This is a genomic window from Bradyrhizobium erythrophlei (assembly GCF_042430365.1).
GTDB lineage: Bacteria > Pseudomonadota > Alphaproteobacteria > Rhizobiales > Xanthobacteraceae > Bradyrhizobium > Bradyrhizobium erythrophlei.
Genome location: NZ_JBHMET010000259.1, coordinates 44,667 through 70,017, shown reverse-complemented (window position 1 = coordinate 70,017; position 25,351 = coordinate 44,667). Strand labels below are relative to the sequence as shown.

Genomic DNA, 25,351 nt, shown 5'->3' with positions numbered 1-25,351 from the left:
GGGGATAGGGCTACACGCAGAAAATCATCGCCCACTCGCACAGGCAATGGCGCGCTCGAACAGCGCGCCATTGGCCTTGTCCTTGTCGAGGCAGTCGGCCAGCGTCGCCGGCGACATCGTCTGGTCCGTGCAGAAGATCCGCATGAAATCGGCCGCCAGCGCAACCTTGCGCGGCGGAGGCTGCTGCTCCCAATCCGCCGGGCTCAGATAGAGCAAGGACGTATCGTCGCCTGTGACATCACGCGACGCCGCAGTACCGCGGGTCAGCTGTGCGGCCAGCAACGACAGCAGCGCAACGGCGGCCGCGCCCAGGCGATGCCGGCGGCGGATCATTTCCCGGCCCTGGCATCGACCGCCGGCGGCACGTCGAGCGCCGGATTGCGATCGAAGAAATTGAACGGGCGCAGGCGGAAGCCATGCCAGAGGCCGGGCATCACAGGCCAATCCTCGGCGCGCGGCACATGGCGGAAGCCGACCGTGTACCAGACGACGAGATCGCGATCCTCGATTGCGCGCTTGGCGGCCGTCCATTTCGGCAGGCCGTCGACGTCAGGGTTTTCGTTGGGATAGAGGCCGGCGGCGTATCTCTCGTCCTTGGCATAGGCCGAGGCCCACAGCGTGTAGGCGGCAAAGCCGGCGCGGAGCTGGATCGGATCGTCCTTGGCGAGCAGCGACACGTCGGAATGGCCGGGCATCAATTGATAGCTGGTACGATACCCCTGCTTGTTGGTCTTGCCGGTGCTCTCGATCCTGAACTGGGCGGCATTCAAGGGCGTCGTAACCGGCCCCTCGGTCGCAACCGGCTTTGTCTCGACCTGCCAGAGGCTCTTGCGCTGCCCTTCGCCGGTCAATTTGCGAACGCTGAAGCGATCCTCGACCAACCGGTTTCCGGTGCCGTCGACATCCATGTCGATCCGGAAGGTCATGTAGTGATCGTGATTGACCGCGAGCAGCCGCTCACTGATCAGCGTGCCGTAGGCGGTATCGTCCGCCGCGGTCGGGTCGCTCAGGCTGCGGCTCGCAACACCCTTGGTGGCGTCGATGCCGTAGGCGCCGAGCCGGACATCGATATTCCCGGCGCGATCGAACACATAGTCGACGAGATAGTCGTAATTGCCGACGACGGGCGCCATGCGCACGACGAGCTCGTTGTTCGGTCGCACCTCGGCGGTGTTGTTGATCAGCTCGCTGTGGCGCCAGATCGGATCGCCGGTCGGCCGCTCGAAGATGCACACCGCGCCCTTGGAGACGATTGGCCCGCCCTTGGTGTCCGAGATCGTGAGATCAAGGAAATGCGCGCTGGCGGGACAATCCTCGCCGGGACGCAGCTCGCTCGACAGCACGCCGAAGCCGTATTCGCCGATGTCCATGTAGGCGCGGAACTGCCAGGTCTGAGCAGGGTCCATGTAAGGCACGAACATCTCGCTCGCCGAGAGCTGGTAGGCGATGTCGCGCGCGGTGCCGTGGTCGTCGTAGCGGATCAGCGACAACACCGCGCCGACGCGCGGCTCGAGCCGGACGTGGAACGACCAGTTGTCCCAGCGGACCTGCCCGCCCTCCACCGCCACGTTGGAGCCCTGCGGCGCGCCGATCTCGACCGGCTTCGGCGCGGCGCGATATTTTCCGGAATCGGCATAGGCATGCGACGGCGTCGGCGCGGGCGGCGGCACCACGCCGAGATCGGTGACCGACAGTACCGTCCTGGCGGTGAGGTCGACCTGCGCCATCAGGTTCTCGATCGGCCTGCCCCATAGATTGTTGCCGGCGCCGGTGGTGTCGACGCAGGGAACGTTGAGCAGACGGTGGCCCTTGAGCGCGGGGTCCGCGACCGGGCCGACGGTCAGCGGAAGGCACATGACGTTGGCAAAATCGGTGATGCCGCGCTTGTTCATCGCGGCCACCCACCGCTGATCCTGCTTCGGCAGCTCGCCGGCAGACATCAGCTCGTCGATGATCAGCGCCGATTGTCGGTCCTTGATCTCATCCCAGCCGGCAAGACTGCGGCCGCCGAGGTCGATTTTTGCTTCATAGAGATTGCTGTTGGAAAGGATCGTCGCGGCCGCCCGCCGTGCGAATGGCTGCCCGGCCCGCCAGGCACGCACCTCGTCCTTGGCATTCTCATCGAGCGTGATCGAAACGATCCGCGCGGCTGTGTCGACCTTGCCGGCACTGCGAAGCACGTCCATGACGGTGCGGATTTCGTCCGCCGTCAGCGCATCCATCGGATGCGTCGCGGTCGCCTGCGGCGCGACCCGGGTCTCGGCATGCGTCGGCGAGGCGATGGCGACCATTGCTGCGGCCAGACCGGTCAGCGCCCGTCCACGGCCCCAGGATGTCAGCGATATCGTTGCCATTCCGCTCTCCTCTTCAAAGCTGCTGTCGCAGAGCATACTCGCAAAGGCGGCGGCATGAAGCCCCTGCTCACCCTGCGGTCCGCTCCGTTATCTTCGGCACGACGACCTCGTCGGCCGGGCGCGGCGCGGCGCGGTGCACGTCGAGCAGGCGGACGCCGATGCGGTCGCGCAGCACCGGCCAGATCCCCCGCGGAGCCACCATCATCACGACGACTGCGATGACCCCGAGCCCGACCAGGTACCAGCCGCCGGAGAGATCCAGGGGTCCCGTCATCAGCTCGCGCAGGCCGAAGAAGATGATGACACCGAGGATCGGGCCTTCCAGTGTTCCGATACCGCCGATGATCACGATGAACATCATGTAGACGGACCAGTTGACGTCGAAGGCCGCGAGCGGCGCGATGAAGAGATTGCCCAGGAAGCTGAGTGCGCCCGCCAGCCCACATCCCGCAGCCGAGAGCACGAAGGCGACGAAGCGGTTGTGCCGGACGTCGACGCCGACGCTCATCGCGGCCAGGTCGTTGTCGCGCACACTCATCAGCCCGAGGCCGAAGCTCGAGGTCATCAGCTTGTACAGCGCCGCGATGGTCCCGAGCGTCAGCGCGCCCGCGAGCCAGAACATGGTCGGCTCGAACCAGTCGAAATCGATCAGTTTGCTGGTCGCCAGCGGCATCCCCGAGGTGCCGCCGACGGCTTGCGATTTCATTGCGAACGCACCGATGATCTCCGCGAACACCCACATCGCGATCGAGAAATAGGCATCACGCAGCCGGAACAGCGGAAAGGCGATGATGGCGGCGACGGCCGCTGCGACCAGCGGCGCCACCGGCAGCACCCAGAACGGGGTGACCTCGAGCCAGCCCGACGTCAGGAACAGCGCATAGGCGCCGAAGGCGATGAAGACCTGGTGACCGAGCGACACCAGCCCGGCATAGCCCGCCAGCAGGTTCCACATCTGCGCCATCGTGAGCAGCAGCAGGCACTCGGTCGCGAGCCGCAGGAAGCCCTCGTTGAGCACAAAGGGCGCGCCAGTGATGGCCGCGACCAGGACGACGGCACAGGCTATCAGAATTGTCCGTGTCGGCATCGGGTTATGCCTTGCTCGAGACGAGACCTGACGGCCTGATCAGCAACATGATGAAGAACAACAGGTGCGCATAAAGCAGCCCGGCATTGGGATCGATCTTCAGCCCGATCAGCTGTGCCATGCCGAGCGCGATGCCGCCGAGCAGCGCGCCCCAGAACGAGCCGAGCCCGCCGAGCACAACCACCTCGAAGGCGATCAGGAGCCGCTCGGCGCCCGAGAACGGCGTGAAGCTCGAGCGCACCGCCAGCAGCACGCCGGCGATCGCGCCGAGCGCGAGCGACAACCCCATGACATAATTGTAGACACGGTCCGGCTTGACGCCGGACAGCCGGACGATATCGCGGCGGTCGGCCGTCGCGCGCACGATGCGGCCGAACTCGGTGCGCTGCAGGATGAGTTGCAGCGCCACGAACAGCACGACGGCGAGCACCAGCGTGAGCAGCGGCATGATGCCAATGTTGATGCCGGCGACCTCGAGGCTTGCGCGCGACAATTCGCCGACCTGAAGGCTGCGCACGTCGGCGCCGAACACCTCGACCATCACATTGCGCAGGATCACTGAGACGCCGAAGGTCAGCAGCAACGGCGCCAGCGGATCGGGCGACTTGGCGACGCGGTTGACGATCACCGCCTGGTAGACCCATCCGACGAGGAAGGACACGGCGATCACCGGGATCAGCATCAACAGCGGCGGCACCGACGGAAAAAGCGCGGCAAGCAGCACCGCGAAGAACGCGCTCAGCACCATGAACTCGCCATGCGCGATGTTGACGACCCGCATCACGCCGAACACCAGCGCAAGGCCGATGCCGAGCAGGCCGTAGAGCCCACCCAGCAGGGCCCCGTTGATCAACGTCTCAACCCAGATCATATCCAAAGGTCCGATTGCAGATGTTATGGCTTGATGAAATCGAGTCGAATTGCGGCCGCGAAGGAATTGCGCCCCCTCTCCCGCGTGCGGGCGAGGGTTGGGGTGGGGGCTCACTCCGCGAGTCACATCGTGGAGAGAGCCCCCACCCGCATCGCATCTTTGATGCGATGCGACCTCCCCCGCACGCGGGAGAGGTGGAACAAGTCTGCGGCCAGCTCGATTCAAACATAAATCATCATGCTTCAGTTGCCGAAATAGGCATGCGTGAGTGCTTCCGGCTGCATGTCGCGCGCCGACCCGGTCAACGACACCCGCCCCTTCAAGAGGCAATAGATGCGCTCGGATGCCGCGAGCGCGCGCTTGACGTCCTGTTCCACCAGCACGACAGCGGTCCCCTCGCCGCGGATGTCGGCAAATGAGCGATAGATCTGCTCGACCATGACGGGCGCGAGCCCGAGCGAGATCTCGTCGCAAAGCAGAAGCCTGGGGTTCGACATCAGCGCGCGGCCGATCGCAGCCATCTGCTGCTGGCCGCCGGAGAGCTGCCCGGGATTCATCCGCCGCCGTTCTGCAAGGATCGGGAACAGGTCGAACACCCGCCGCAGCGTCCAGCTTCCGGAACGCCGGTTGACCGTGCCCATCAAGAGATTCTCCTCGACGGTCAGCGAGTCGAATAGTAACCGTCCCTCGGGGATCATGATCAGCCCGAGCCGCGACACCTGCTCCGCCGGCATGCGCGAGATGTCGGCGCCGTCGAAATGGATCGCTCCCGACCGCTCCTCGTTCAGCCCGACGAGCGCCTTAAGGAAGGTCGACTTGCCGGCGCCGTTGGCGCCGACCAGCGCCACCGCCTCGCCGTCTCCGACCGTGAAGTTCATGTCGAACACGGCCTGGAGATCGCCGTAGAAGATCTGCAGGCCACTTACGTCAAGCAACGCCATCGGCCTTCAGCCCCATGTAGATTTCGCGCACCACGGCGCTGTCCATGACCTCGGCCGGCGGCCCTTCCAGGACCTTGCGGCCGAAGTCGAGCACCAGGATGCGATCGGACACCGCGCGCAGCGCGTGCGCAATATGCTCGATCCAGATCATCGCATGATCGGCCTTGACCGACTGGATGATCGCGACGAGGCGCTCGACCTCCGGCTCGGTGAGGCCGGCGGCGATTTCATCGAGCAGGATCAGCGCCGGCTTGGAGGCCAGCGCCTTGGCGAATTCCAGCCGCTTGCGGTCGATCAGCGGCAACGCGCCCGCCAGCTTGTCCGCCTTGGCCTCGAGCCCGGTGCGCTGCAACACCTCCATCGTCCAGCTTGACGCGGCGTCGCCATGCAGCCCGGCGCCGTAGGACGCGGCAACGAGCGCATTCTCATAAACCGACAGATGCGGGAACGGCTGCGGAATCTGGAACGCTCGGCCAAGGCCCTTGCGCGCGCGGCGATACGGCGGCAAGCCGGTGATCTCCTCGCCGTCGAGCATGATCGACCCGTCGTCGGCCGTGAGAAGGCCGACGATCAGGTTGAGCAGCGAGCTCTTGCCGGCCCCGTTGGGGCCGATCACGCCGAGGCACTCTCCGCGCGCTAGCTCGAAGCTGACGTCGTCGGCGACGACGATTTCGCCGAAGCGCTTGCGCAAGCCATTGACGCGCAGAAGCGGTGCCATCTCAGCTCAGCTTGGAGAGCAACTGGAGATCGGCCTGCTTCGGAATGAACGGCGCGGTGCCGTTATGCACGATCAGGAGCTCGTATTTCGACTTGCCGCTCTTGGTCTTGCGCCACTGTCCGCCCGCCAGCGAGGTCACGGCAACGCTCTTGATCGGGCTGTCCTTGAACTTGACCTGCCCGACCACCGTCTCCATGTCGAGACCCGCGATCGCATCGCGCAGCGAGTTCTTGTCCTTCGGATCGCTCTTCTGCAGCGCCGCGAGCGCAACCTCCCACAAGGCGTGGGCGTAGCCGATCGGCTGGGTCCACTGCTTGCTGGTGGTCTTCTCCCATTCGGCAGCGAGCTCGCCGGCGCTCTGGCCGGTCAACGACGACTTGAACGGATAGGCCGGCGTCCACCACACCTCGGTCGACATGCCGTCGCCGCGATCGCCGAGCGCGTTCACCGCACTCGGGAACAGGAAGGCCGCCGCCACAGTACAGATCTGCGGCCGGAAGCCGGCCTGCGCCGCCTGGTTCCAGAGCGTCACCCAGTGATTGCCGTAGGTGAAGCCGGAGACGATATCGACACCGTTGTTCTTGAACGCGGAGACCTGATTGGTGAAGTCGTCGGTCGCGATCTGGAACTTGCCTGCCGAGAACTCCTTGTAGCCGGCCTGCGTGATGCCGCCGGGCAGGCCGACCTTCGGATCGGAGAAGGCCTGACCCGCGGGGTTGTCGATATAGAGGGTGCCGACCTTCTTGTTGGTGTCGACCGACTGCCACATGCCCATGAAATTCTTCACGACGTCGTCAGCGCCCCAGAAGAAATGAAAGCTGTAGGGGAAGCCCTTGTCCGGCGTGCCCTTGCGCGGGAACATCCAGCCCTGCCACGGCACCATTGTCGAGATCGAGGGAATGCCGCGGGCGTCGGAGAGCTCCTGCACCGGGGCCTGCGCGTCGCCGTCCTCGATCAGGATCAGGTCGCACTTTTCGCGCAGCACCAGCTCGCTGGCGACCACCGACGAGCGGTTCGGATCGGACTGGTTGTCCTTGAAGACGAACTCGACCTGGTAGGTCTTGCCGCCGATCTTCAGCCCATCCTTCAGGCGGGCCTTGATCCGCTCGTGGATCCAGGTGTCCGGCTCGGCGAACGGCGCACGGACCCCGGACAGGCAGCCGACCCAGCCGATCTTGATGGTGTTGCTGGCCGCGCTCGCGATGTTCACCAGCGGAAAATTCGTCGCGGCGGCAAGACCGGAGGCGCCGGCAGCTTTCAGAAGCGTACGCCGGTTGAGCCGGCCTGTGGATGGCGATTTCGAGTTTGTCTTATCAGTCATGTCCCTCTCCCTGACCTTGATGAAAATCGCCGCTTATGCTGCGGATCGCTGGATTGCCGTGCGGCTGACGGCTGCGAACTTGCACAATGTGTTTTCGATGATGTCGCGCGGGATGCCGCGCACGATGAAGACGAGCCGTGAGCGGCGGTCCGCCGACGGCCAGCCGTCGAGCGTAATCGGCGGATGGAAGACGTGCTGCACGCCGTGCACCACGACCGGCACATCAGGCTGTTCGGCGACATTCACGATGGCCTTGAAGCGCAGCAGGTCCTCGCCCTTCAGCGCCGCCACATAGTCGAGCCAGCGCGCAAACGCGTCGCGGCGGATCGGCTCGTCGATAACAAGGCTGTAGGACGAGACGCCCTCATCATGCGCATGGTGGCTGTGATGCCCGCACGCCTCCCCGTCGCAATGATGATGGGCGTGATGGTCATTCGCGGCTTGCGAGGCCATTTCGAACCAGCGCACGACGTCAGTCGACCTTGCCGCCGGATCGAACAGTCCGGCGTCCAGCATCCCGGCCGGATCGACCACGCCGTTGCGGACCTGGCACCTCGCCGCAACCGGGTTGATCGCGGCAAGCCGCGCCTCGAGCCGCGCCAGCGCATCATCGTCAGCAAGGTCAGTCTTGGTCACCAGCAGCCGGTCGGCGACGGCGATTTGCCTCGCGGCCTCCGGATGCACATCAAGCGTATGCGCGCCGTTGACCGCATCAACGGTCGCAACCACGCCGTCGATCCGGTAGCGGCCGACGATATCGGGCGCGGTAATCAGCGTATGCAGCACCGGAACCGGATCGGCGAGGCCGGTGGTCTCGACCAGCACGCGGTGGAACGGCGGGATCGTGCCCGTGGCGCGGCGCGCGGCGAGATCGGTCAACGTCTCGATCAGATCCTCGCGCACCGAGCAGCAGATGCAGCCATTGTCGAGCAGCGCCAGCCGATCCTCGCTGCTCTCGACGAGGAGATGATCCAATGCCACCTCGCCGAATTCATTGATGATGGCGACGACGCCGCCAAGCGCAGGCTGGCGCAGCAGATGGTTCAGCACCGTGGTCTTCCCGCTGCCGAGGAAGCCGGTGAGAACCGTGACCGGGATATGGTCCGCCACCGCGCCCATCGTCATCCCCGCTCGTACACCTTGCGGCCGGCGAAGTAGGTCATCTCGACCCGCGTGTCGGCAAGCTGGTCGGTGGGAATATCGAAGATCATCTGGTCGAGCACGATCAGGTCGGCCGATTTGCCGACCTCGATCGAGCCGGTGGTCTGCTCGAGCCCGGCGGCGTGCGCGGCGTCGATCGTGTAGATGTCGATCACGGTCGAGAGGTCGAGCGCCTGCTCGGCCCACAGCGACTTGCCGGGGAAATCGCCGGTCGGATTTTGCCGCGTCACCATGCCCTCGATGCCCTGCCAGGGATCGGGGATCGGGATGACAGGCCAGTCCGAGCCGCCGGCCATCAGCGCGCCCGCGGCCTTCAGGTCCTTGTTCGGCCAGAAGCGCTGGGCGCGCTCGTCGCCCATTGCGGCCTTGTGCGCCTCGAGGAAGATGGTCGGGTACCAGATGATCGGCGACAGATCCGCCGCGACACCGAGCTCGGCGAAGCGTGGAACGTCGTCCGGCGTGATGTAGCTCGCATGCGCGATCTGGTGGACCAGGTTGGTCGGACCGTTGAAGCTGCGCACGACGTCGATCGCATCGAGCGCCTGCGTCACCGCGGCGTCGCCGGCGCAATGGATCTTGGCGGCGAGCCCGAGCTTCTCGCAGCGGCCGAGCCAGCGGATCAATTCCGGCACGGTCAGCATGGTCGAGCCGCGGAAGCAGCAGCCGCGCACGGCATCGGCAAGGTAGGGCTCATGGAATGCCGCGGTCTTCGCGCCGGGCACACCATCGAGGAACACCTTGACGTAATCGGGCTTCACATGGGCGCCGCGATAGTGCTCGCGCAGCGCAAACAGCTCCTCGCCCGCCTTGCCGAACATGAAGCCCGGCTCGACCACCGGCATCGCGCAGACCGCCCAGGCGGTGAGCTCGCCGCGATCGTCGAGCCCCTTCAGCGCCGCCATGATCGGCTCCATGCTGGCAGCGTCGATGAAGGCGGTGACGCCATAGGCGTTCAAGACCGAGATCGAGCGCGCAACGGCGGCGCGATCCATCTCCGCGGTGTAGTGGCCGGAGGCCGCAAGCGCCCGTTCGACGAGCCCCGATGCCGCCTCGATCATCACGCCGGTGAGCGTGCCGGTCTTGAGGTCGCGGCCGATCTCGCCGTCGGTCGGGTTGGGCGAATCGGCGTTCACGCCGGCGAGCCGCAGTGCCGCCGAACTGGCCCAGCGGTTATGATAGGTGTCGTCGCGCAGCACGACGGGATGGCCGAGGCTCGCGGCATCGAGCAGCGCGCAGGACTCGGCGGTGTTGAGCTCGTTGAGCAGGTTGTTGCCGAACTGACCGCCGACGATCCAGGCGCCGGGCGCCGCTGCCGACGCGGCCTTGTGCAGGGTCTCGGCGATCTTCGGAATGCTGTCGCTGGATGCGAAGCGCAGCTCGTAGAGATCGGCCTGCCCGCCCATCATGATATGATTGTGGATGTCGACGATCCCCGGCATCGCCATCCGTCCGCCGAGATCGATTGCGACGGTGCCGTCGCCGATCAGCGGCGCGATGTCACGCTCCTCGCCGACGGCGATGAAGCGGCCCGCCTTGACGGCGGCGCTCGCAGCCCATGGCTGCCGCCGGTTCGACGTGTAGATCCGGCCGTTGCGAAACACCGCGTCGGCGTAGGTCTTGTCCATAGGCATCTAACTTCCCGGTTGAAAGCGTGTCGACGGGACGGGCGTCTCCCGCCGATCGGCACGCAACGGACGCCGCACATCCGCGAACAGACAGGTCGGCATCTTGGCCAAAACGTTCGGCATGTCGCGTTTGGGAACAATCCACCATCCGGTGGATGCAGTGTCACACCGCCGCGACCCGGCAGGCAGGCGCGCGTCAGGGAACCGCGACGTCGTCGCGATTCCCCTGCACCGGCCGAGCGGCGGCTTGCGCCGTAGCCCCCGCTACTTGTGGAACATCGGACGCTTGGGCGGCGTCGCCGGCTCGTCCGGCGCCCACAGCCGGAAACTCAGATTGGCGAACACCGAGTAGCCCTTGGTGATGGAGGCGGTGTCGATCCCGGGCGGGCCGGCAGTGCCACCGGAGGCGTTCGAGGAGAACTCATGCGTCGCCCAGACCGTCAGTGCGGCCGGTCCGAAATTGTAGCCGACCAGGCCGCCACCGGCCCAGATGTTGTGGCGGTTGACGTTGATCGCGCCGTTATAGAACGCGCTCGAGGTGTCGCCGGTCACCTGGCCGACGTAATAGGCGATCGGCCCGAAGGTCCAATTGCCGATCGTCTTGGCCGCGGTGAACTCGGCGTGGAAGACGTCGCCCGATCGATAGCCCGTGATCGAGTTCTTGGTGTTCATCTCATGATACAGATTGGCCGTGAGATTCCAGCCGTCCTTCAGGTAGGACACGACCAGTTCAGGCTGCAAGGTCCACCAGGGATTGCCGACATTGTTCAATCCGGCCGGTCCGCTGATCGACCCGTTCGGCACATACATGCCGAGGCCTGTCTTGACGAAGAAACCGCTGTCGCCGAGCTTCCAGCTCAACTCCGCCGGCACGATGAAGGTGTTGTGCATGCCGGCCTGCTGGACGTTAATCGGCCCGCCGACATCGGCCATGATCCAGGGCTGCACGATGACCGCGTTGTAGGTCGCGCCGAGGAAGGTCCAGCCCGGCACCCACAAGAGACCCGATGCTTCGACGGCGGCGTGCACCGGTGTTGCCCTGCCGCCGACATTCGGCGCGCCCGGACCGACGATGTTGGCTTGATAGGTGAAGACCTGGTTGAAGCTGTAAAGCCCCGGCGGCGGCGTGCCGGCCGTGCCTCCGCCCAGAGTGATGCCCGGCTTCTGTGCCCAGCCGGGAGACCCAAACTCGTAGGCATTGGCCGATGTTGCGCCCGCACTCGCCACCACCAGCGCGGCAACGGCAATTGTTCGATTGATCGTCATGTAGCCCCCTTGTCCCCAGGATCGCTGCATCGCGCCGCGGTCGATCGACGATCGATCGCGTGCGGCGTCGTGCAGAGCGGGCGAAATCTAGAAAGGGGTATTCAGCCGGCGTTATCCGGAATCGGCAAAAGTGCAATTCGCGCTGTGAAAAATCCTAGCGTGAGGCAGATGCCACACGCTGCACGGTGCGCGAGGGCAGCTCGCCAAACAGTTGCCGATAATTTTCGGCGAAGCGACTCCAGTGCCAGAAGCCCCACCGTGCCGCAACGTCGCCGATCGAGACCGGTTGTCCCGTCGCGGCAAGCGCGCCGAGCTCACGGCGCACCGCGTTCAGCCGAAGCATGCGCAGATACTGCAGCGGCGTCAGCCCGAGCGCATCCTGGAAGCAATCCTGCAGCGTCCGGCGGCTGACGCCGACATGACGGCAGAGCTCGGCGATTCGCGGCGGGTCCTCGACCCGCTCGAACACATATTCGCGGATGCGATCGACCGTTTGCGCCGTGCAGCCGCGGATGTCGGTCCAGGCGTGCTCCGACAGGATTCCGGCCAGCGCATCGACGACCGTGTCCTGAAGCGAACGGCGCACGTGTTCGAATGCGAGCGCCGGTCCCAATCGCTGGCCATAGTCGCAGATCTGGCGGAGGCCGTGCTGAAGGCCGGTCAGCCCGTGATGCAATCCGCTGAAGGCGTGCTGCTGATCGCGAAGGCCGGCGATGAAGTCGGCCGCGCGCGGCTCGCCGAGCGTTTCGAGGCATGACGACAGCCGATCACGAGAGACCGCAATCGACACCACATCGACCCGCGTGGATGTCAGTAGCGGCAGCAGGTTTGCGCCGTCGCTGAGCAGGAGATGTGGAAACGCCAGCGGACGGCCGTTGTAATATCCGGGATTGGAGACCGCGAGCGGCAGGCTGAAGACGAGCGCATCGGACCAGGCCGAGCCTTGCTTGAGCAGGGCCTGCGTCGTCGTCTCGCGGACGATCTCAAGGCCGCCGAGCCTGATCATCACCAGGCGTCCGGCAAAGGGGCCCGACGACACCTGGTCCATCCGCATGTTCCAGCCGCGCAGGCAGCCGGCATACTCGTTCGCATCGACCGACTCGACGATCGACACGCCGGTCCTTTCGACCGCGCCGCGTCTGCCCCCCATGAAGCGCTCCCCGGCATCGAGCTTGGCGAGCGGGCAAGGCGGTAGCAATCAACCGTTGGAACGATAGCGTCGAGGTAACCTGGTTTGTCCTTAGAAACCGAGCGCCAAACCATCCTTGCGATGATCGGAGGCGCCGAGCAGGACGCCGCGCGCATGATCGATGCGGATCGCCTGGCAGCCGCCGATCGGCTCTTGCGAGAACCGCGCATCATGGCCGCGTGCGCGAAGATCGTCGCGGATCGCAGGCGCGATCGTCGTCTCCAGCGACAGCACGCCGTCGAAGGCAAAGGAGCGCGGCGCCTCGGCGGCGGCCTGGATGTTCATCTTCATGTCGAAGATGTTGGACAGCAAATTGGCGTGGCCGGCTGCCTGATAATGTCCGCCCATCACGCCGAACGGCATCACGGTCTTGCCGTCCTTGCGCAGCATGCCCGGAATGATCGTGTGCATCGGGCGCTTGCACGGCTCGAGCGAGTTGGGATGGCCGGGCCTCGCGCGGAAGCTCCAGCCGCGATTGTGCAGGAGGATTCCCGATTTTGGCGCGTAGATGCCGCTGCCGAACGGATAGAACAACGAGTTGATCAGCGAGATCGCGTTGAGGTCGCGGTCGACGACGGTCACGTAAACGGTGTCGCGATGCTCGATATCGTCCCAGGTCATGGCGTCGGATGCGCGCGCCATGTCGATCCGCACGCGGATCCTGCCGATGTAGTCCTCGGTGAGGAAGGATGCCGGATCGATCGCGCCGGTTGCGGGATCGCAGAAGAACGCATCGCGCGCGCGGTAGGCCGCCTTCGTCGCCTCGGCCAGCAGATGGATGCGGTCGGCCTGCGCGAGCGCACCAACGTCGAAGCCCGCGAGCGTGCGCAGGATCATTAGCGCGGCCAACCCCTGCCCGTTCGGCGGGCACTCGACCACGTCGTGATCGTGGAACCGCGCGGAGATCGGGGTCACATAGTCGGAGGTCTGCGCCGCGAAATCATCCGAGGTGTGGGCGCCGCCCAATGCGCGGAGGATCGCGACCATCTCGCTGGCCGCCTCGCCGACATAAAAGGCGGCGCGGCCTTCGCGCGCGATCCTGCGCAGCGTCGCGCCGAGCGCCGGCTGCGCGCGGACGTCGCCGACCTCGGGCGCCTTGCCGCCGGGAAGAAACTGCGCGGCCGCGTTGGGATCGATCTCGATCCGCGCGCGGAACCGTCGCCAATCCTCGGCGACGCGCGGCGTGATGCAAAAACCCTGCTCGGCCGCCGCGATCGCCGGCTGGAAGATCTCCTCGAGCGATTTGCTGCCGTGATCGGCGGCGAGCCGGCACCAGGCGTCGATCGCGCCGGGCACCGTGACCGCCTCCGGCGCGGTCGGCGGAATGTCGCGCTGCGCGCTTTCGGCATATTTGCCGACATCGGTGCCGGCGGGTGTCCGTCCCGAGCCGTTGAGTGCAATCGGCGCGCCGGCCTTTGGCGAATAGAGCGCAAAGCAGTCGCCGCCGATCCCGGTCATCTGCGGCTCGACGACGCCCTGCACCGCGACCGCCGCGATCGCGGCGTCGACCGCGTTGCCGCCGGCCTTCAGCATCTCGACCGCGGCGAGCGTCGCCTGTGGATGCGAGGTCGCGGCCATGCCTTTTTCCGCAACCGCCACCGAGCGGCCGATGGCCATGAAATCACGCATGCCGTTTCCTCGAGCGTTGTGGACCAGAGCGGGAGCCGCTCGCCAACGCAGTCGGAAACGACGCCGATAGCTGAAATCTCGACCCGCCGCGTGCGCCGCAGCAATCAACCGAACGGTGGATGGGTCAGATGCGTGATGCCGCGAGCCCTAATGCGGCCGCGACATCAGCGCGACGACGGCGGAGCGCGTCTCGACGCCGAGCTTCTCGAAGATGTGGATCAGGTGCGTCTTCACGGTGGCGAGGCCGATGTTGAGGCACTCGCTGATCTCACGGTTGGTCCGGCCGCAGCACAGCAGCTCGACGACCTCGAGCTCGCGCGCGGTCAAGCCATAGCGCGAAGCCTCGTCGCTGCCGGACAGGCGGCTGGTCAGGTTGAACTCGAGATAGTCGTGGATCTTCTCGGCGATGTTCATGCTGCCGTCGGGAATCTTGCAGCCCGGCGCCCACAGCACGCTCATCCCGGCAACGATCCGGTCGTTGCGGCGGAAGAAGAACTCGATCATGTCGGCGACGCCGCATTGGTCGGCGAAGCTGCGGTAGGTCGCCGCATCGCGAGTGGCGCATTGATTGAGGGCTGTGCTCAGCCGGGCGATCGGCTGATTGGTCGCCGAGCGCGGATGCAGCGGATCGAGCCGGTTCATTCCGGCCAGATACTGATCATGAAAGCCGGCCGGGACACCGGTGGAGAGCACAAAGCGGTTGAGATTGAGGTTGCTGTCGACCTCATAGAAAGCGGTCGCGGAGCCCTCGAGAATCCCCCGCGCGAACTGGATGGCTTGCGTGGTTGCCGGATCCGGTCGGCCCAATAGCGCAATCATGACCTACCCTCCCAAGATTCCCGATCGATTTCCGATGGTGGACGTTTCCCAATCGCGGACGTCTGCGCGCCTCACAGCTGAACACGCTGGGACAGACGCGCCGCTTAGTCAAGCAAATTGCGGGCCAAGCAATTGTTCTGGAGGAGTTTTGCTGCGGTTACGCAGGAGTAACCAGCGGTGGAACCTCCACCATCCGGTGGATTGCCGGCCATGCGACCGGCGCGAAAATCTGTAGCAGCTCACGAGGTGATTATCGGACAGAGGAATGGATTCACGACACATCATGGCCGCGTTCCCGCCGGCCGCAGAGGCACAAGTCACGCTCGCCAACTGGCGGCAGCATCCGTTCAACGAATGGGCCTTCCGCAACGTGCGCGAATTGTTGCCCACCGCGAACATCGCGCGCGCGGCGGCGCCGGCGCCGCTGTCCTTCGCGCAACGCTATCTCGATGATGTCTGCTTCGCGAACCCGCGCGGCGAGACCGTCGGCGTCGACACCGCACTGCGCACCAGCCATACCGACGGCATCGTGGTGTCGCATCGCGGCCAGATCGTCTACGAGTGGTACACGCACGGTCTTGCGCCGGACGCCCCGCATTTGATCTTCTCGGTCAGCAAGTCGATCGCCGGCACGCTCGGTGGCATCCTTGCTGACAGCGGCAAGCTCGATCCGGAGGCGCTGGTCACGCGCTACATCCCGGAGATGGAGGGATCGGTCTATGGCGGCCGCTGCACGGTGCGTCATTTGCTCGACATGAGCGTCGGCATCCACTTCGAGGAAGACTACATGTCGCCCGACGGCGACGTCATGAACTATCGCCGCTCCACGGGTTGGGAGCCGGTAGATGCAAGCGTGCCGCCGACCCATCTGCGGAAGTATCTGAGGACGCTGCGCCCGGACGGCACGCCGCACGGTCAGACCTTCCACTATGTATCGACCAACACCGACGTGCTGGGCTGGGTCTATGAACGCGCCTGCGGCATGTCCTACGCAAAAATCCTGTCGCACTATCTCTGGCAGCCGATGGGCGCCGCGCACGACGCCTACATCACGGTCGACTCGCAGGGCGCGGCGCGTGTCGCCGGCGGCATCTGCGCCAGCTTGCGCGATCTCGCCCGCTTCGGCGAGATGATGCGCAATCACGGCGTCAGCAACGGCCGGCAGGTGGTGCCGACCTGGTGGATCGACGACATCAGGCACAACGGCAACGCCGAGGCGTGGACGCGCGGCGAGCTGACGAAAGTGTTTCCGAAGGGCAATTACCGCAACAAATGGTACACGATCGATCGCGGCGAGACGCCGTTTGCGGCGGTCGGCATCCACGGCCAGTGGATCTACATCGATCCGGCGAACGAGACCGTCATCACCCGCGTCTCCTCGCAGCCGCTGCCGATGGACCTCGATCTCGATCACATGTGGCTGCGCGGCTACCGCGCGATCGCACACAGGCTGGGCGGCAAGTCCTGAAGCGGGCTGCCGATCGCGACTAGAGCATGGTGAGATTAGGTCGAATTGGCGACCGGAAAGACGGTGTGCTCCCTCTCCCGCTTGCGGGGGAGGGTTGGGGTGGGGGTATCACAGCGAGTCGTACTGTGGAGAGAGCCCCCACCCGCCGCGCTCCGGACGACGCTTCGCGTCGCTCGTCGCGCGGCGACCTCCCCCGCAAGCGGGAGAGGTGAAGCAACCAGGAATCATCGCGACAAGGAGACATGGTCATGGGGCATTCGATCGATCGGCGCAATCTCCTGAAGATCGGCGCCGGAGCGACGCTGGGGCTCGCGATGCCGCGCATCGCGCGGGCGCAATCGTCAAAGACGATCATCTCGGTGATGCACGCGCCGCTGCGCGCCACCGACCCGATCATGACGACGGCGTGGACCGCGCGCAACCACGGCCACATGATCTACGACACGCTGTTCTCGACCAACTCGAAGTTCGAGATCAAGCCGCAGATGGTCGAGGCCTGGGAGGTCTCGTCCGACAACCTGACCTACTCGTTCCGCCTGCGGCCCGGCCTCAAATTCCACGACGGCTCTCCGGTGACGTCGGCGGACGTGATCCCGTCGCTGCAGCGCTGGTCCAAGCGCGACACGATGGGACAGAAGCTGTTCGACTTCGTCGCCGAGCTGAAGGCGGTCGACGAACGCACCTTCCGCATGGTGCTGAAGGAGCCTTGCGGATTCGTGCTGTCAGCGCTCGGCAAGCCGACCGCCAACGTGCCGTTCATCGTGCCGGCGCGGATCGCGGCGATGCCGCCCGACCAGGCCATCACCGATCACCTCGGCTCCGGCCCGTTCCGCTTCATCACCTCGGAATTCCAGCCCGGCGCCAAGGCGGCCTATGAGAAGAACCCGGATTACGTCTCCCGCGACGAGCCGTCCGACGGCACCGGCGGCGGCAAGGTCGTGAAGATCGGCCGCTATGAATGGCTCAGCATGCCGGACTTCCAGACCGCAACCAATGCGCTGATCAACGACGAGATCGACTATTTCGAGGTGCCGCCGCACGACCATCATCCGATGCTCGCGCGCGCCAAGAATGTCGAGCTGACCGACTACAACACGCTCGGCTTCTCCGGCATGTGCCGGATGAACTGGCTCTACCCGCCGTTCGACCGGCCGGAGATCCGCCAGGCCGTGCTGCACGCGGTGAACCAGAAGGACTGGCTCGACACCCAGATCGGCAATCCCGACTATTATAAAGTCACGCCCGCGATCTTCATCGCCGGCACGCCGTTCGAGAGCACGAATGGCTGGTCGACCAAGGCGGACACGGCAAAGGCCAGGGAGCTCCTGAAGCAGGGCGGCTACAAGGGCGAGCCGATCACGATCCTGCACGCCACCGACGCACCGATCATCACCGCGCTCGGCACCGTCACCGCCGAGGCGCTGCGCGGCATCGGCATGAACGTCAACCTCGTGGCCATGGACTGGGGATCGGTGGTCGCGCGGCGCGCCAAGCAGTCGCCGCCGGCCGAAGGCGGCTGGTCGATCTATCACTCGACCTGGGCCAGCGCCGACCTGGTCAATCCGATCGGCAATGCCTGCGTCAACGGCAAGGGCAAGAATGGCGGCTTCTTCGGCTGGGTCGAGGACGCCGAGCTCGAAAAGTTGCGCGACACCTTTGCAAGGGCCGCGGCACCGGCGGACCAGAAGGCGCTTGCCGACAAGATCCAGGGCCGCGCCTATGACGTCGTCACCCACGTTCCGACCGGTCAGTACAACCAGCCGGCCGGAACGCGGAAGGCGCTGAAGGACATCGTTCGCGCCCCGGTGCCGCTGTTCTGGAACGTCGACAAGACCGGCTGACGCGCGGCTCAACCCCTGGCGGTCGACAACCGCTGTTTGAAGAAGGCGAGGATCTCGTCGCGGGCCGCGATCGTCGGCTGGCCGGCCCCGTCGATCAGATGCGCGGTGACGACGCTGTGCGGTGTCGTCACAAAGTTCTGGAAGAAGGGAGAGAGATCACTTCGGTTCGCCGCGCTGTCAGGCAGAACCCGTCCGACGAAGCGATCGCCCAGCGCCTCGGCATAGGCCGCGAAGCGCTGTGCCATGCAGAACTTGTCGCCCGCGAAGCGGTAGGCCAGCACGGTGAGGTCTTCGCGCTCCAGCCGCTCGCGAACGGCCTTCACGTCCTCGGGCGCGATCTCGATGCCCGCCGGATCGTTCAGCGGCAATGACGGTTGCGACAGCACCGGCGCCAGCATCGATGGCTCCAGCATCATCGTCAGCGCGAAATTGCCGGTGAAACACATCCCGATGGCACCGACGCCGGGGCCGCCGCATTCGCCGTGGGCCAACCGCGCGAGCGAACGCAGCCATTGCGTCACGGGACTGGACTGGTTTGCGGCCATCGCGCGAAACTCCGCGCTGACGCAGGCGCGCTGAAACACCGCGGCGCCCTCCTCTGCGCTGGCAACGGCGCCGTCCCGGCCGAACAACGACGGCATGTAGACGGTGAAGCCGGCATCGCGAACCCAGCGCGCGAAGCGCGCGACATGCGGGCTGATGCCTGGCATCTCCGTCATCACGATGACGGCAGGGCCGCTCCCTCCGACATAGACGAGCTTGCTCGCACCATCGAGCGTGATGTCACGGCGTCCAAAATCCTCGAGCGGATCGTCCTGCGTCATCGAGCGGTTCGGCATTGGCGGTACTCCTTGTCGAGGATGGCGCTCGGGCGCGATCCGCACGCAGACCGTGACGCCCGCGCGCGTGAACACTCCCGAGCCTGAGCAACGGGCGGCGTATTGGTCGCGATCATTGCGATTTCCAGCCAGGCTGCTAGTGTCAAAAATGACATTAATCGCGGATTTTATGCCATGCCCAAGATTGCCGTTGTCGAGATCGACGGCTGCCTGGCGTCGAGTGCGGCCATCACCTACGACGTGCTGGCCACCGCCAACCGGCTCGGCGCGACGAAGCGGACGCGCTTCGAGGTGACGACATTGCGTTACGGCCCGCGGCGGCGCGGCGGTCGTCTCCGCGGCGCCGATCTCGTGATCGTGCCCGGGCTCGGATCGGCATCGGCCGAGATGCTGGAGCGCAAGCTTGCGACCCCCGCCTGCCAACGCGCGCGCGACGCGCTGGCTGCCGCATTCGCGGACGGCGCCGCGCTCGCCGCCTCCTGCGCAAGCAGCTTCCTGCTGGCCGAGACCGGCCTGCTCGACGGCAAACGCGCGACCACGACATGGTGGTTTGCGCCGCTGTTTCGGCAACGCTATCCAAAGGTCGAGCTGATGACCGAGCGGATGGTCGTCGCCGACTGGCCGATCGCTACCGCCGGCGCGGCCATGGCGCAAATGGACCTGATGCTCGCGGTGGTCGCGCGCTTCGCCGGCCCGGATGTGGCGAAGGGCTGCGCCAACTACCTGCTGCTGGATGAACGGCGCTCCCAGGCGCCGTTCATGGCCATCGCCTATCTTGCAGGCCAGGACGCCACGGTCGCCAAGGCCGAGAAATGGGTGCGCAACAACATCAGCCGGGACTTCACGATCAAGGACGTCGCCGATGCCGCCGCGCTGGCGCCGCGAACCTTCGCCAGACGACTCGAGGCGGTCTGCGGCGTCTCGCCTATTCAGTTCGTGCAGCAGATCAGGATCGAGACGGCACGGTCTCTGCTGGAGACCACGCGACTGTCGGTCGAGCAGATCGCGCGCGAGGTCGGCTATGCCGAGCCGTCGACGCTGCGCCGGTTGATCCGGCGCGACACCAGGCATTCGCCACGGCATTTCCGGTCCGCCGGGTGACGGGACTGATGGCGCCATCAGCCACACCTCACGCGAGAATCATTGAGATTCGCAGCAGAGCCTGATTAGGTCTAGCGAGGCTGCAACATGAGCGACAGGGCCCGACCACGAATGACACGAACGCGACGGACACGACCGACGATTCGTGACGTCGCGGCCGAGGCCGGCGTGTCGGTGAGCAGCGTCAGCCGGACGCTCAATGGCGGCATCTATACCAGTGCCGAGCTGCACGCCCGCATCATGCGCGCGGTCAAGCGTCTCGGCTTCGAGCCGGATTCGGCGGCGCAGGCGCTGCGCTCGCGGGCCTCCAACACGATCGGATGCATGGTGGCCGATTTCTCCAACCCGCATTACACCGGCATGGTGAGCGCGGCGGAGGAGGAATTCCAGCGCGCCGGCTTCCTGCTGATGCTGGCCGCGACCAAGCACGAGCCGGCACGCGAGGCGGCCTTCCTGTCCGCGGTGCGGCGCCGGCAGATGGATGGATTGCTGCTGTTCGCCGGCGACAATTCCCACAAGGATTTCATGAAGGGCCTGGCGACGCTCGACCTGCCCTGCGTCGCCGTCGACCGCGAGGTGCCCAATAGCGCCTCGGTTCGCGTCGATCATCGCGGCGGTGCGCTGGAGGTGACGCGCTATCTGATCGGCCTCGGCCACCGCCGCATCGCGCTCTTGACCGGAAGCGCCGCGGTGCTGCCAAGCTCGGAGCGGCTCGCCGGCTACCGCCAGGCGCATCAGGAAGCGAGGATCGAGGTCGATCCGCATTTGATCCGCCCGCACATGCAGGGCGCCAACACCGCGTTCAGCTCAGTATGCCAGTTGTTGCAGTCGGCAAAGCCGCCGACCGCGATCATCTCGCTCGGCACCAGCATGCTGGCGGAGGTGCTGGAGGCGATCACGAGCAACGGCCTGCGCTATCCGCAGGACATCTCGATCGTTTGTAGCGGCGACACCGATCTCGCGCGCCATGCGACGCCTGCGATCTCGGCGCTGAGCTGGGACATGAACGAAGTCGGCCGCACCGCCGCGCGGCTGCTGCTGGAGCAGATCCGCGACGGCGACAAGGCGAAGCCCGCCGAACCGATCTATCTGCCGACGCGCTTCATCCTGCGCCACTCCTGCGCCGCGCCGCCGGCTCGCGGGCGGAAATAGCGTCTTTTGCTTGGCTCCTCTGCATCCGTCATGGCCGGGCTTGTCCCGGCCATCCACGTCTTGCTTGCAAGCGGTGACGAAAGTCGTGGATGCCCGGCCCAAGGCCGGGCATGACGAGCTAATGCCCCTCCCAATCCGCCTGCGGTCCCGCCGCGTATTGCGCGTCGGAGACGTGCTCCATCCAAGTCGCATAGTCGCCGTCGAGCGTCTCGTGGATCGCGATGTGGCTCATGCCGGTTTTCGGCGCCGCACCATGCCAGTGCTTCTCGCCCGGCGGAATCCACACCACGTCGCCGGGGCGGATCACGCGGATCGGCCCGCCCCAGCTCTGGACGTAGCCCACGCCTGCGGTGACATAGAGCGTCTGCCCGAGCGGATGCGTATGCCATGCGGTGCGCGCGCCCGGCTCGAAGGTGACGCGCGCCGCCTGCACGTGCGCCGGCGCCGGCGCGTTGACGATCGCATCGGCCCATACCGTGCCGCTGAACCAATCGGCGCCGCCGCGCCGGCTCGCGATCGATCCCGAACGCGTGATTTCCATCTGTCGTCCTTCTGCTTGACCATAGATCTGGAAACGGTTCCAGATTGCCGCCGACCGCCGGCTCACTGCATCACAAACCCTTCGTAATCGCGCTGCGCGATCTGTGCGATGCGGTGCCGGTAGCCCTGGCCGACATAGGGCATGAAGACCCGCGGCTTGCCCGCGATGTTGGCGCCCTGGTACCAGGAATTGGCCTTGGGATAGAGCGTGCGGCTGGCCGCGTCGGCGACATGCGCCATCCAGGCGCGCTCGGCATTGCGCTCGGGCTCGATGCGGGTCAGCCCCTTCGCGCGCATGGCATCAAGGCAGGTCGTGATCCACTCGACATGGTTCTCGCAGGCGTGGATCACGTTGCCGATCACGGACGGGCTGCCAGGCCCGGTCACCACGAACAAATTGGGGAAGCCCGACACCATCAGGCCGAGATAGGTGCTCGGCCCGTCCACCCAGGCGTCCTTCAGGCGCGTGCCATCGCGGCCGCGAATATCCATGGCGGCGAGCGCGCCGGTCATCGCGTCATACCCGGTCGCGAGCACCAGCGCATCCAGCGCGAAGGTGCGCGTCGCGGTCTCGACGCCGGTCTCCGTCACCGTCCTGAGCGGCTCCTCGCGAAGATCGACCAGCTCGACATGCGGCAGATTGTAGGTCGCGAAATAATCGGTATCGATGCAGATGCGCTTGACTCCGAGCGGATAATCCTTCGGCGACAACGCCTCCGCGGTCTTGCTGTCCTTGACGATGCCGCGGATCTTGTCGCGCACGAACTCGCAGGCGACGTGATTGACGGCATCGCTGGTCAGGATGTTCGGGAATGCGGTCAGGATGCCGCCGCCGCCCTGATCCCAGAGCTGCTGATAGCGTGCCCATTGCACGTGCTTGTCCGGTACCGGCGCCTCGAACGCGTTCGACGGCACCCGCCCGAATTCCGGCGTCTCGAGGCTCTCGCGATACTTGGCGATCACCGGCTCCGCCGCCGCGACGTCGGCATCCGAGAGCGGCGCATTGCGCGCCGGGACCGAGTAGTTCGGCGTGCGCTGAAACACGGTCAGTCGGCTCGCCGCTTTCGCAATCAGCGGGATCGCCTGCACGCCGGAGGAGCCGGTGCCGATGACCGCGACCCGCAGCCGCGAAAAACTGACCTCGTCATGCGGCCACTGGCCGGTGTGATAGATCGCGCCGCGGAAGCAGTCGAGGCCCGGCAATTTCGGCTTGTTGGGGACCGAGAGGTTGCCGGTCGCCATCACGCAGTATGACGCGGTGATGCAGTCGTCGCGGTCGGTGCGCACGGTCCAGCGCTGGCGCGCCTCGTCCCACCAGGCGCTCGTTACGCGCGTCTCGAACCGGATCAGGGAACGCAGGTCGAAGCGGTCGGCGACATGCTGCGCGTAGCGTAGGATCTCCGGCTGCGCGGCATATTTCTCGGTCCAGCGCCATTCCTGCCGCAACTCCGGCGACCAGGTGTAGGAGTAGAACAGGCTCGGCACGTCGCAGCGCGCGCCCGGATAGCGATTCCAGTACCAGGTGCCGCCGACATCTGCCCCCGCTTCGAGGCCGATCACCTTCAGGCCGAGCTGGCGCAGGCGATGGATCGCATAGAGCCCGCCGAAGCCGGCGCCGACCACGACAGCATCATAGTCGGCCATGACTGATGGCCTTGGGCCGTACTGCCGATCGGCTGCCTTCGCCTGCTCCAGCTTCGTCATGATCAGATCTCTCCGGGTCGCAGGAATATTGCCATGCGCTGGAATACGCGCCATTCTGGAAACGTTTCCAGACCGGAAGCGCTTACGATAATCTTCGCCGGCCGTCAACGCCTCGGCCCTCATGCGGGCCGGGCGGCGGTTCAAGGCGGACAGCAGGGAGTGGATCAGGGATGTTGAACGGCTTTTGTCTTCGCGTGTGGAGTGTGGCGGCCGCCGCGATGATCGGCGCGCTGTCGCCGGCGCTCGCGCAGAAGAATTATGGTCCGGGGGTCTCGGACACCGAGATCAAGATCGGCAACATCATGCCCTATAGCGGCCCCGCCTCCGCCTATGGCGCGATCGGCAAGACCGAGGCGGCCTACTTCGCCATGATCAACGACCAGGGCGGCATCAACGGACGCAAGATCAACTTCATCTCCTATGACGACGGCTTCTCGCCGCCGAAATCGGTCGAACAGGCGCGCAAGCTCGTCGAAGGCGACGAGGTGCTTTTGGTGTTCCAGCCGCTCGGCACCGCGCCCAACGTCGCGATCCAGAAATACCTCAACACCAAGAAGGTCCCTCACCTCTTCATCGCATCGGGCGCAACGCGCTTCGGCGACCCGAAGAATTTTCCTTGGACGATGGGATGGCAGCCGAACTACCAGAGCGAGGGCCGCATCTACGCCAAGTACATCCTCGACAAGTTCCCGGACGGCAAGATCGCGGTGCTCTGGCAGAACGACGATGCCGGCAAGGATGCGCTGAAGGGACTGCGCGACGGCCTCGGCGACAAGGCGAGCAGCATGATCGTCGCCGACAAGTCCTACGAGGTGACCGATCCGACGCTCGACTCGCAGATCGTGGCGCTGCGCGCCTCGGGCGCCGACATCCTGTTCACCTGGGCGGCACCGAAGGGCGCGGCGCAGACCATCAAGAAGGTCGCCGAGCTCGGCTGGAAGCCGGCCTTCTTCCTGACCTCTACGGCGACGTCGGTTGCCTCGGTGATGCGCGCCGCCGGCATCGAACATTCGCAGGGCATCATCTCGGTGTCCTATCTGAAGGACCCGACCGATGCGGCCTGGAACGACGATGCCGAGACCAAGGAATGGCGCGCCTTCATGGACAAGTACATGCCCGACAGCGACAAGACCAACGGCAATCACGTCTATGGCTACGCGGTGGCGCAAACGCTGGCGCAGGCGCTCCGGCAATGCGGCGACGATCTGACCCGCGAGAATGTCATGAAGCAGGCCGCCAGCCTGAAGAACTTCGCGCCAAAGATGATCCTGCCCGGCATCAAGATCAACACCGGCGCGGCCGACTTCCGCCCGATCGAGCAGGAGCAGTTGATGCGCTTCGAAGGCGAAAGCTGGAAGCTGTTCGGCGATATCATCACCGGCGAGGTCGGCAGCGAATACCGGCCGGCGCTCCGAGCAACAGAGCCCGCCATGCAGATGGCGGGCCTTTTGTATGAACGAGACGGGCACTCGTGCGGCCCCCGGGCAGACCTGCCTATACCCGGAAGATATATTTCTGCTTTTCGCAATTTTACTTGACCCGCACCCCAACTCAGCATTACGACTCCCCCGTCCCACCCAACACGAGGGGCGGCTCGCGATCGTCACGAACGTGGTGTGGGATGCGGTGGACGCGGAATGCGCAACTGACGAGTGCGCATGATGCGGACGGTGAAGTCGTGTGGTCCTGACGCCCCAGTGGCAGGTGTCTCCTCGCAAGACGTGT

General features: G+C 65.6%; 21 protein-coding genes. 5 read left to right on the top strand and 16 right to left on the bottom strand.

Annotated elements, in window-relative coordinates:
* Positions 1–24: 24 nt before the first annotated feature.
* The 13 genes from ACFFWD_RS39835 to ACFFWD_RS39775 all read right to left on the bottom strand — a co-directional run bounded on the left by ACFFWD_RS39835 (position 25) and on the right by ACFFWD_RS39775 (position 14,981).
* Positions 25–333 carry a hypothetical protein gene (locus ACFFWD_RS39835; protein WP_376974864.1) on the bottom strand — a complete coding sequence of 103 codons (309 nt, stop codon included), beginning with the start codon at positions 331–333 and terminating at the stop codon, positions 25–27.
* A complete protein-coding gene (locus ACFFWD_RS39830; protein WP_376974863.1) occupies positions 330–2,354 on the bottom strand; it encodes a copper amine oxidase in 2,025 nt (674 codons plus the stop codon). The genes ACFFWD_RS39835 and ACFFWD_RS39830 overlap by 4 nt, the downstream gene beginning before the upstream one ends.
* Before the next feature lie 67 nt (positions 2,355–2,421).
* Positions 2,422–3,441 carry a branched-chain amino acid ABC transporter permease gene (locus ACFFWD_RS39825; protein WP_376974862.1) on the bottom strand — a complete coding sequence of 340 codons (1,020 nt, stop codon included), beginning with the start codon at positions 3,439–3,441 and terminating at the stop codon, positions 2,422–2,424.
* A 4-nt stretch (positions 3,442–3,445) separates the two neighbouring features.
* On the bottom strand, positions 3,446–4,312 hold the full coding sequence (locus ACFFWD_RS39820; RefSeq protein WP_376974861.1) for a branched-chain amino acid ABC transporter permease: 867 nt from the start codon (positions 4,310–4,312) through the stop codon (positions 3,446–3,448).
* Positions 4,313–4,554: 242 nt separating this feature from the next.
* A complete protein-coding gene (locus ACFFWD_RS39815; RefSeq protein WP_376974860.1) occupies positions 4,555–5,253 on the bottom strand; it encodes an ABC transporter ATP-binding protein in 699 nt (232 codons plus the stop codon).
* The gene (locus ACFFWD_RS39810) at positions 5,240–5,971 is read right to left on the bottom strand and encodes an ABC transporter ATP-binding protein (protein WP_376974859.1); all 732 of its coding nucleotides are present in this window, start codon (positions 5,969–5,971) and stop codon (positions 5,240–5,242) included. The genes ACFFWD_RS39815 and ACFFWD_RS39810 overlap by 14 nt, the downstream gene beginning before the upstream one ends.
* 1 nt (position 5,972) lies before the next feature.
* Positions 5,973–7,292, bottom strand: coding sequence for an ABC transporter substrate-binding protein (locus ACFFWD_RS39805; RefSeq protein WP_376974858.1), 1,320 nt, complete (start codon positions 7,290–7,292; stop codon positions 5,973–5,975).
* 33 nt (positions 7,293–7,325) lie between these two features.
* Complete coding sequence (locus ACFFWD_RS39800) at positions 7,326–8,417, bottom strand: CobW family GTP-binding protein (protein WP_376974857.1); 1,092 nt, start codon at positions 8,415–8,417, stop codon at positions 7,326–7,328.
* Positions 8,414–10,078 carry an amidohydrolase gene (locus tag ACFFWD_RS39795; protein WP_376974898.1) on the bottom strand — a complete coding sequence of 555 codons (1,665 nt, stop codon included), beginning with the start codon at positions 10,076–10,078 and terminating at the stop codon, positions 8,414–8,416. Before ACFFWD_RS39795 ends, ACFFWD_RS39800 begins: the two co-directional genes overlap by 4 nt.
* A gap of 264 nt (positions 10,079–10,342) precedes the next feature.
* Positions 10,343–11,344, bottom strand: a complete 1,002-nt coding sequence (locus tag ACFFWD_RS39790) for a SphA family protein (RefSeq protein WP_376974856.1) — start codon at positions 11,342–11,344, stop codon at positions 10,343–10,345.
* Positions 11,345–11,498: 154 nt separating this feature from the next.
* On the bottom strand, positions 11,499–12,494 hold the full coding sequence (locus tag ACFFWD_RS39785) for a helix-turn-helix domain-containing protein (RefSeq protein ID WP_376974855.1): 996 nt from the start codon (positions 12,492–12,494) through the stop codon (positions 11,499–11,501).
* A 90-nt stretch (positions 12,495–12,584) separates the two neighbouring features.
* Positions 12,585–14,162: a gamma-glutamyltransferase family protein gene (locus tag ACFFWD_RS39780; protein WP_376974854.1), complete on the bottom strand. Its 1,578-nt coding sequence runs from the start codon at positions 14,160–14,162 to the stop codon at positions 12,585–12,587.
* Positions 14,163–14,309: 147 nt separating this feature from the next.
* Complete coding sequence (locus ACFFWD_RS39775; RefSeq protein WP_376974853.1) at positions 14,310–14,981, bottom strand: helix-turn-helix transcriptional regulator; 672 nt, start codon at positions 14,979–14,981, stop codon at positions 14,310–14,312.
* Between the two features lie 265 nt (positions 14,982–15,246).
* Here ACFFWD_RS39775 and ACFFWD_RS39770 point away from each other — a divergent pair, with 265 nt between their 5' ends.
* Both ACFFWD_RS39770 and ACFFWD_RS39765 read left to right on the top strand, forming a co-directional pair.
* Entirely contained in the window at positions 15,247–16,449 is a 1,203-nt protein-coding gene (locus tag ACFFWD_RS39770) for a serine hydrolase domain-containing protein (protein ID WP_376974852.1), read from the top strand.
* A gap of 248 nt (positions 16,450–16,697) precedes the next feature.
* Entirely contained in the window at positions 16,698–18,290 is a 1,593-nt protein-coding gene (locus ACFFWD_RS39765; protein WP_376974851.1) for an ABC transporter substrate-binding protein, read from the top strand.
* Positions 18,291–18,298: 8 nt separating this feature from the next.
* Here the strand turns inward: ACFFWD_RS39765 and ACFFWD_RS39760 are convergent, their stop codons facing one another.
* Positions 18,299–19,129: a dienelactone hydrolase family protein gene (locus ACFFWD_RS39760; RefSeq protein ID WP_376974850.1), complete on the bottom strand. Its 831-nt coding sequence runs from the start codon at positions 19,127–19,129 to the stop codon at positions 18,299–18,301.
* A gap of 174 nt (positions 19,130–19,303) precedes the next feature.
* Between ACFFWD_RS39760 and ACFFWD_RS39755 the strand changes: the two genes are divergently transcribed.
* Positions 19,304–20,230: a GlxA family transcriptional regulator gene (locus ACFFWD_RS39755; RefSeq protein WP_376974849.1), complete on the top strand. Its 927-nt coding sequence runs from the start codon at positions 19,304–19,306 to the stop codon at positions 20,228–20,230.
* A gap of 87 nt (positions 20,231–20,317) precedes the next feature.
* Positions 20,318–21,382 carry a LacI family DNA-binding transcriptional regulator gene (locus tag ACFFWD_RS39750; protein ID WP_376974848.1) on the top strand — a complete coding sequence of 355 codons (1,065 nt, stop codon included), beginning with the start codon at positions 20,318–20,320 and terminating at the stop codon, positions 21,380–21,382.
* A gap of 118 nt (positions 21,383–21,500) precedes the next feature.
* Here the strand turns inward: ACFFWD_RS39750 and ACFFWD_RS39745 are convergent, their stop codons facing one another.
* Together ACFFWD_RS39745 and ACFFWD_RS39740 are read right to left on the bottom strand one after the other, a co-directional pair.
* A complete protein-coding gene (locus ACFFWD_RS39745; RefSeq protein ID WP_376974847.1) occupies positions 21,501–21,923 on the bottom strand; it encodes a (R)-mandelonitrile lyase in 423 nt (140 codons plus the stop codon).
* 62 nt (positions 21,924–21,985) lie between these two features.
* The gene (locus tag ACFFWD_RS39740) at positions 21,986–23,626 is read right to left on the bottom strand and encodes a flavin-containing monooxygenase (protein WP_376974846.1); all 1,641 of its coding nucleotides are present in this window, start codon (positions 23,624–23,626) and stop codon (positions 21,986–21,988) included.
* 170 nt (positions 23,627–23,796) lie between these two features.
* On the opposite strand from ACFFWD_RS39740, the gene ACFFWD_RS39735 reads away from it, so the two are divergent.
* Positions 23,797–25,164, top strand: a complete 1,368-nt coding sequence (locus tag ACFFWD_RS39735; RefSeq protein WP_376974845.1) for an ABC transporter substrate-binding protein — start codon at positions 23,797–23,799, stop codon at positions 25,162–25,164.
* Positions 25,165–25,351: the final 187 nt, after the last annotated feature.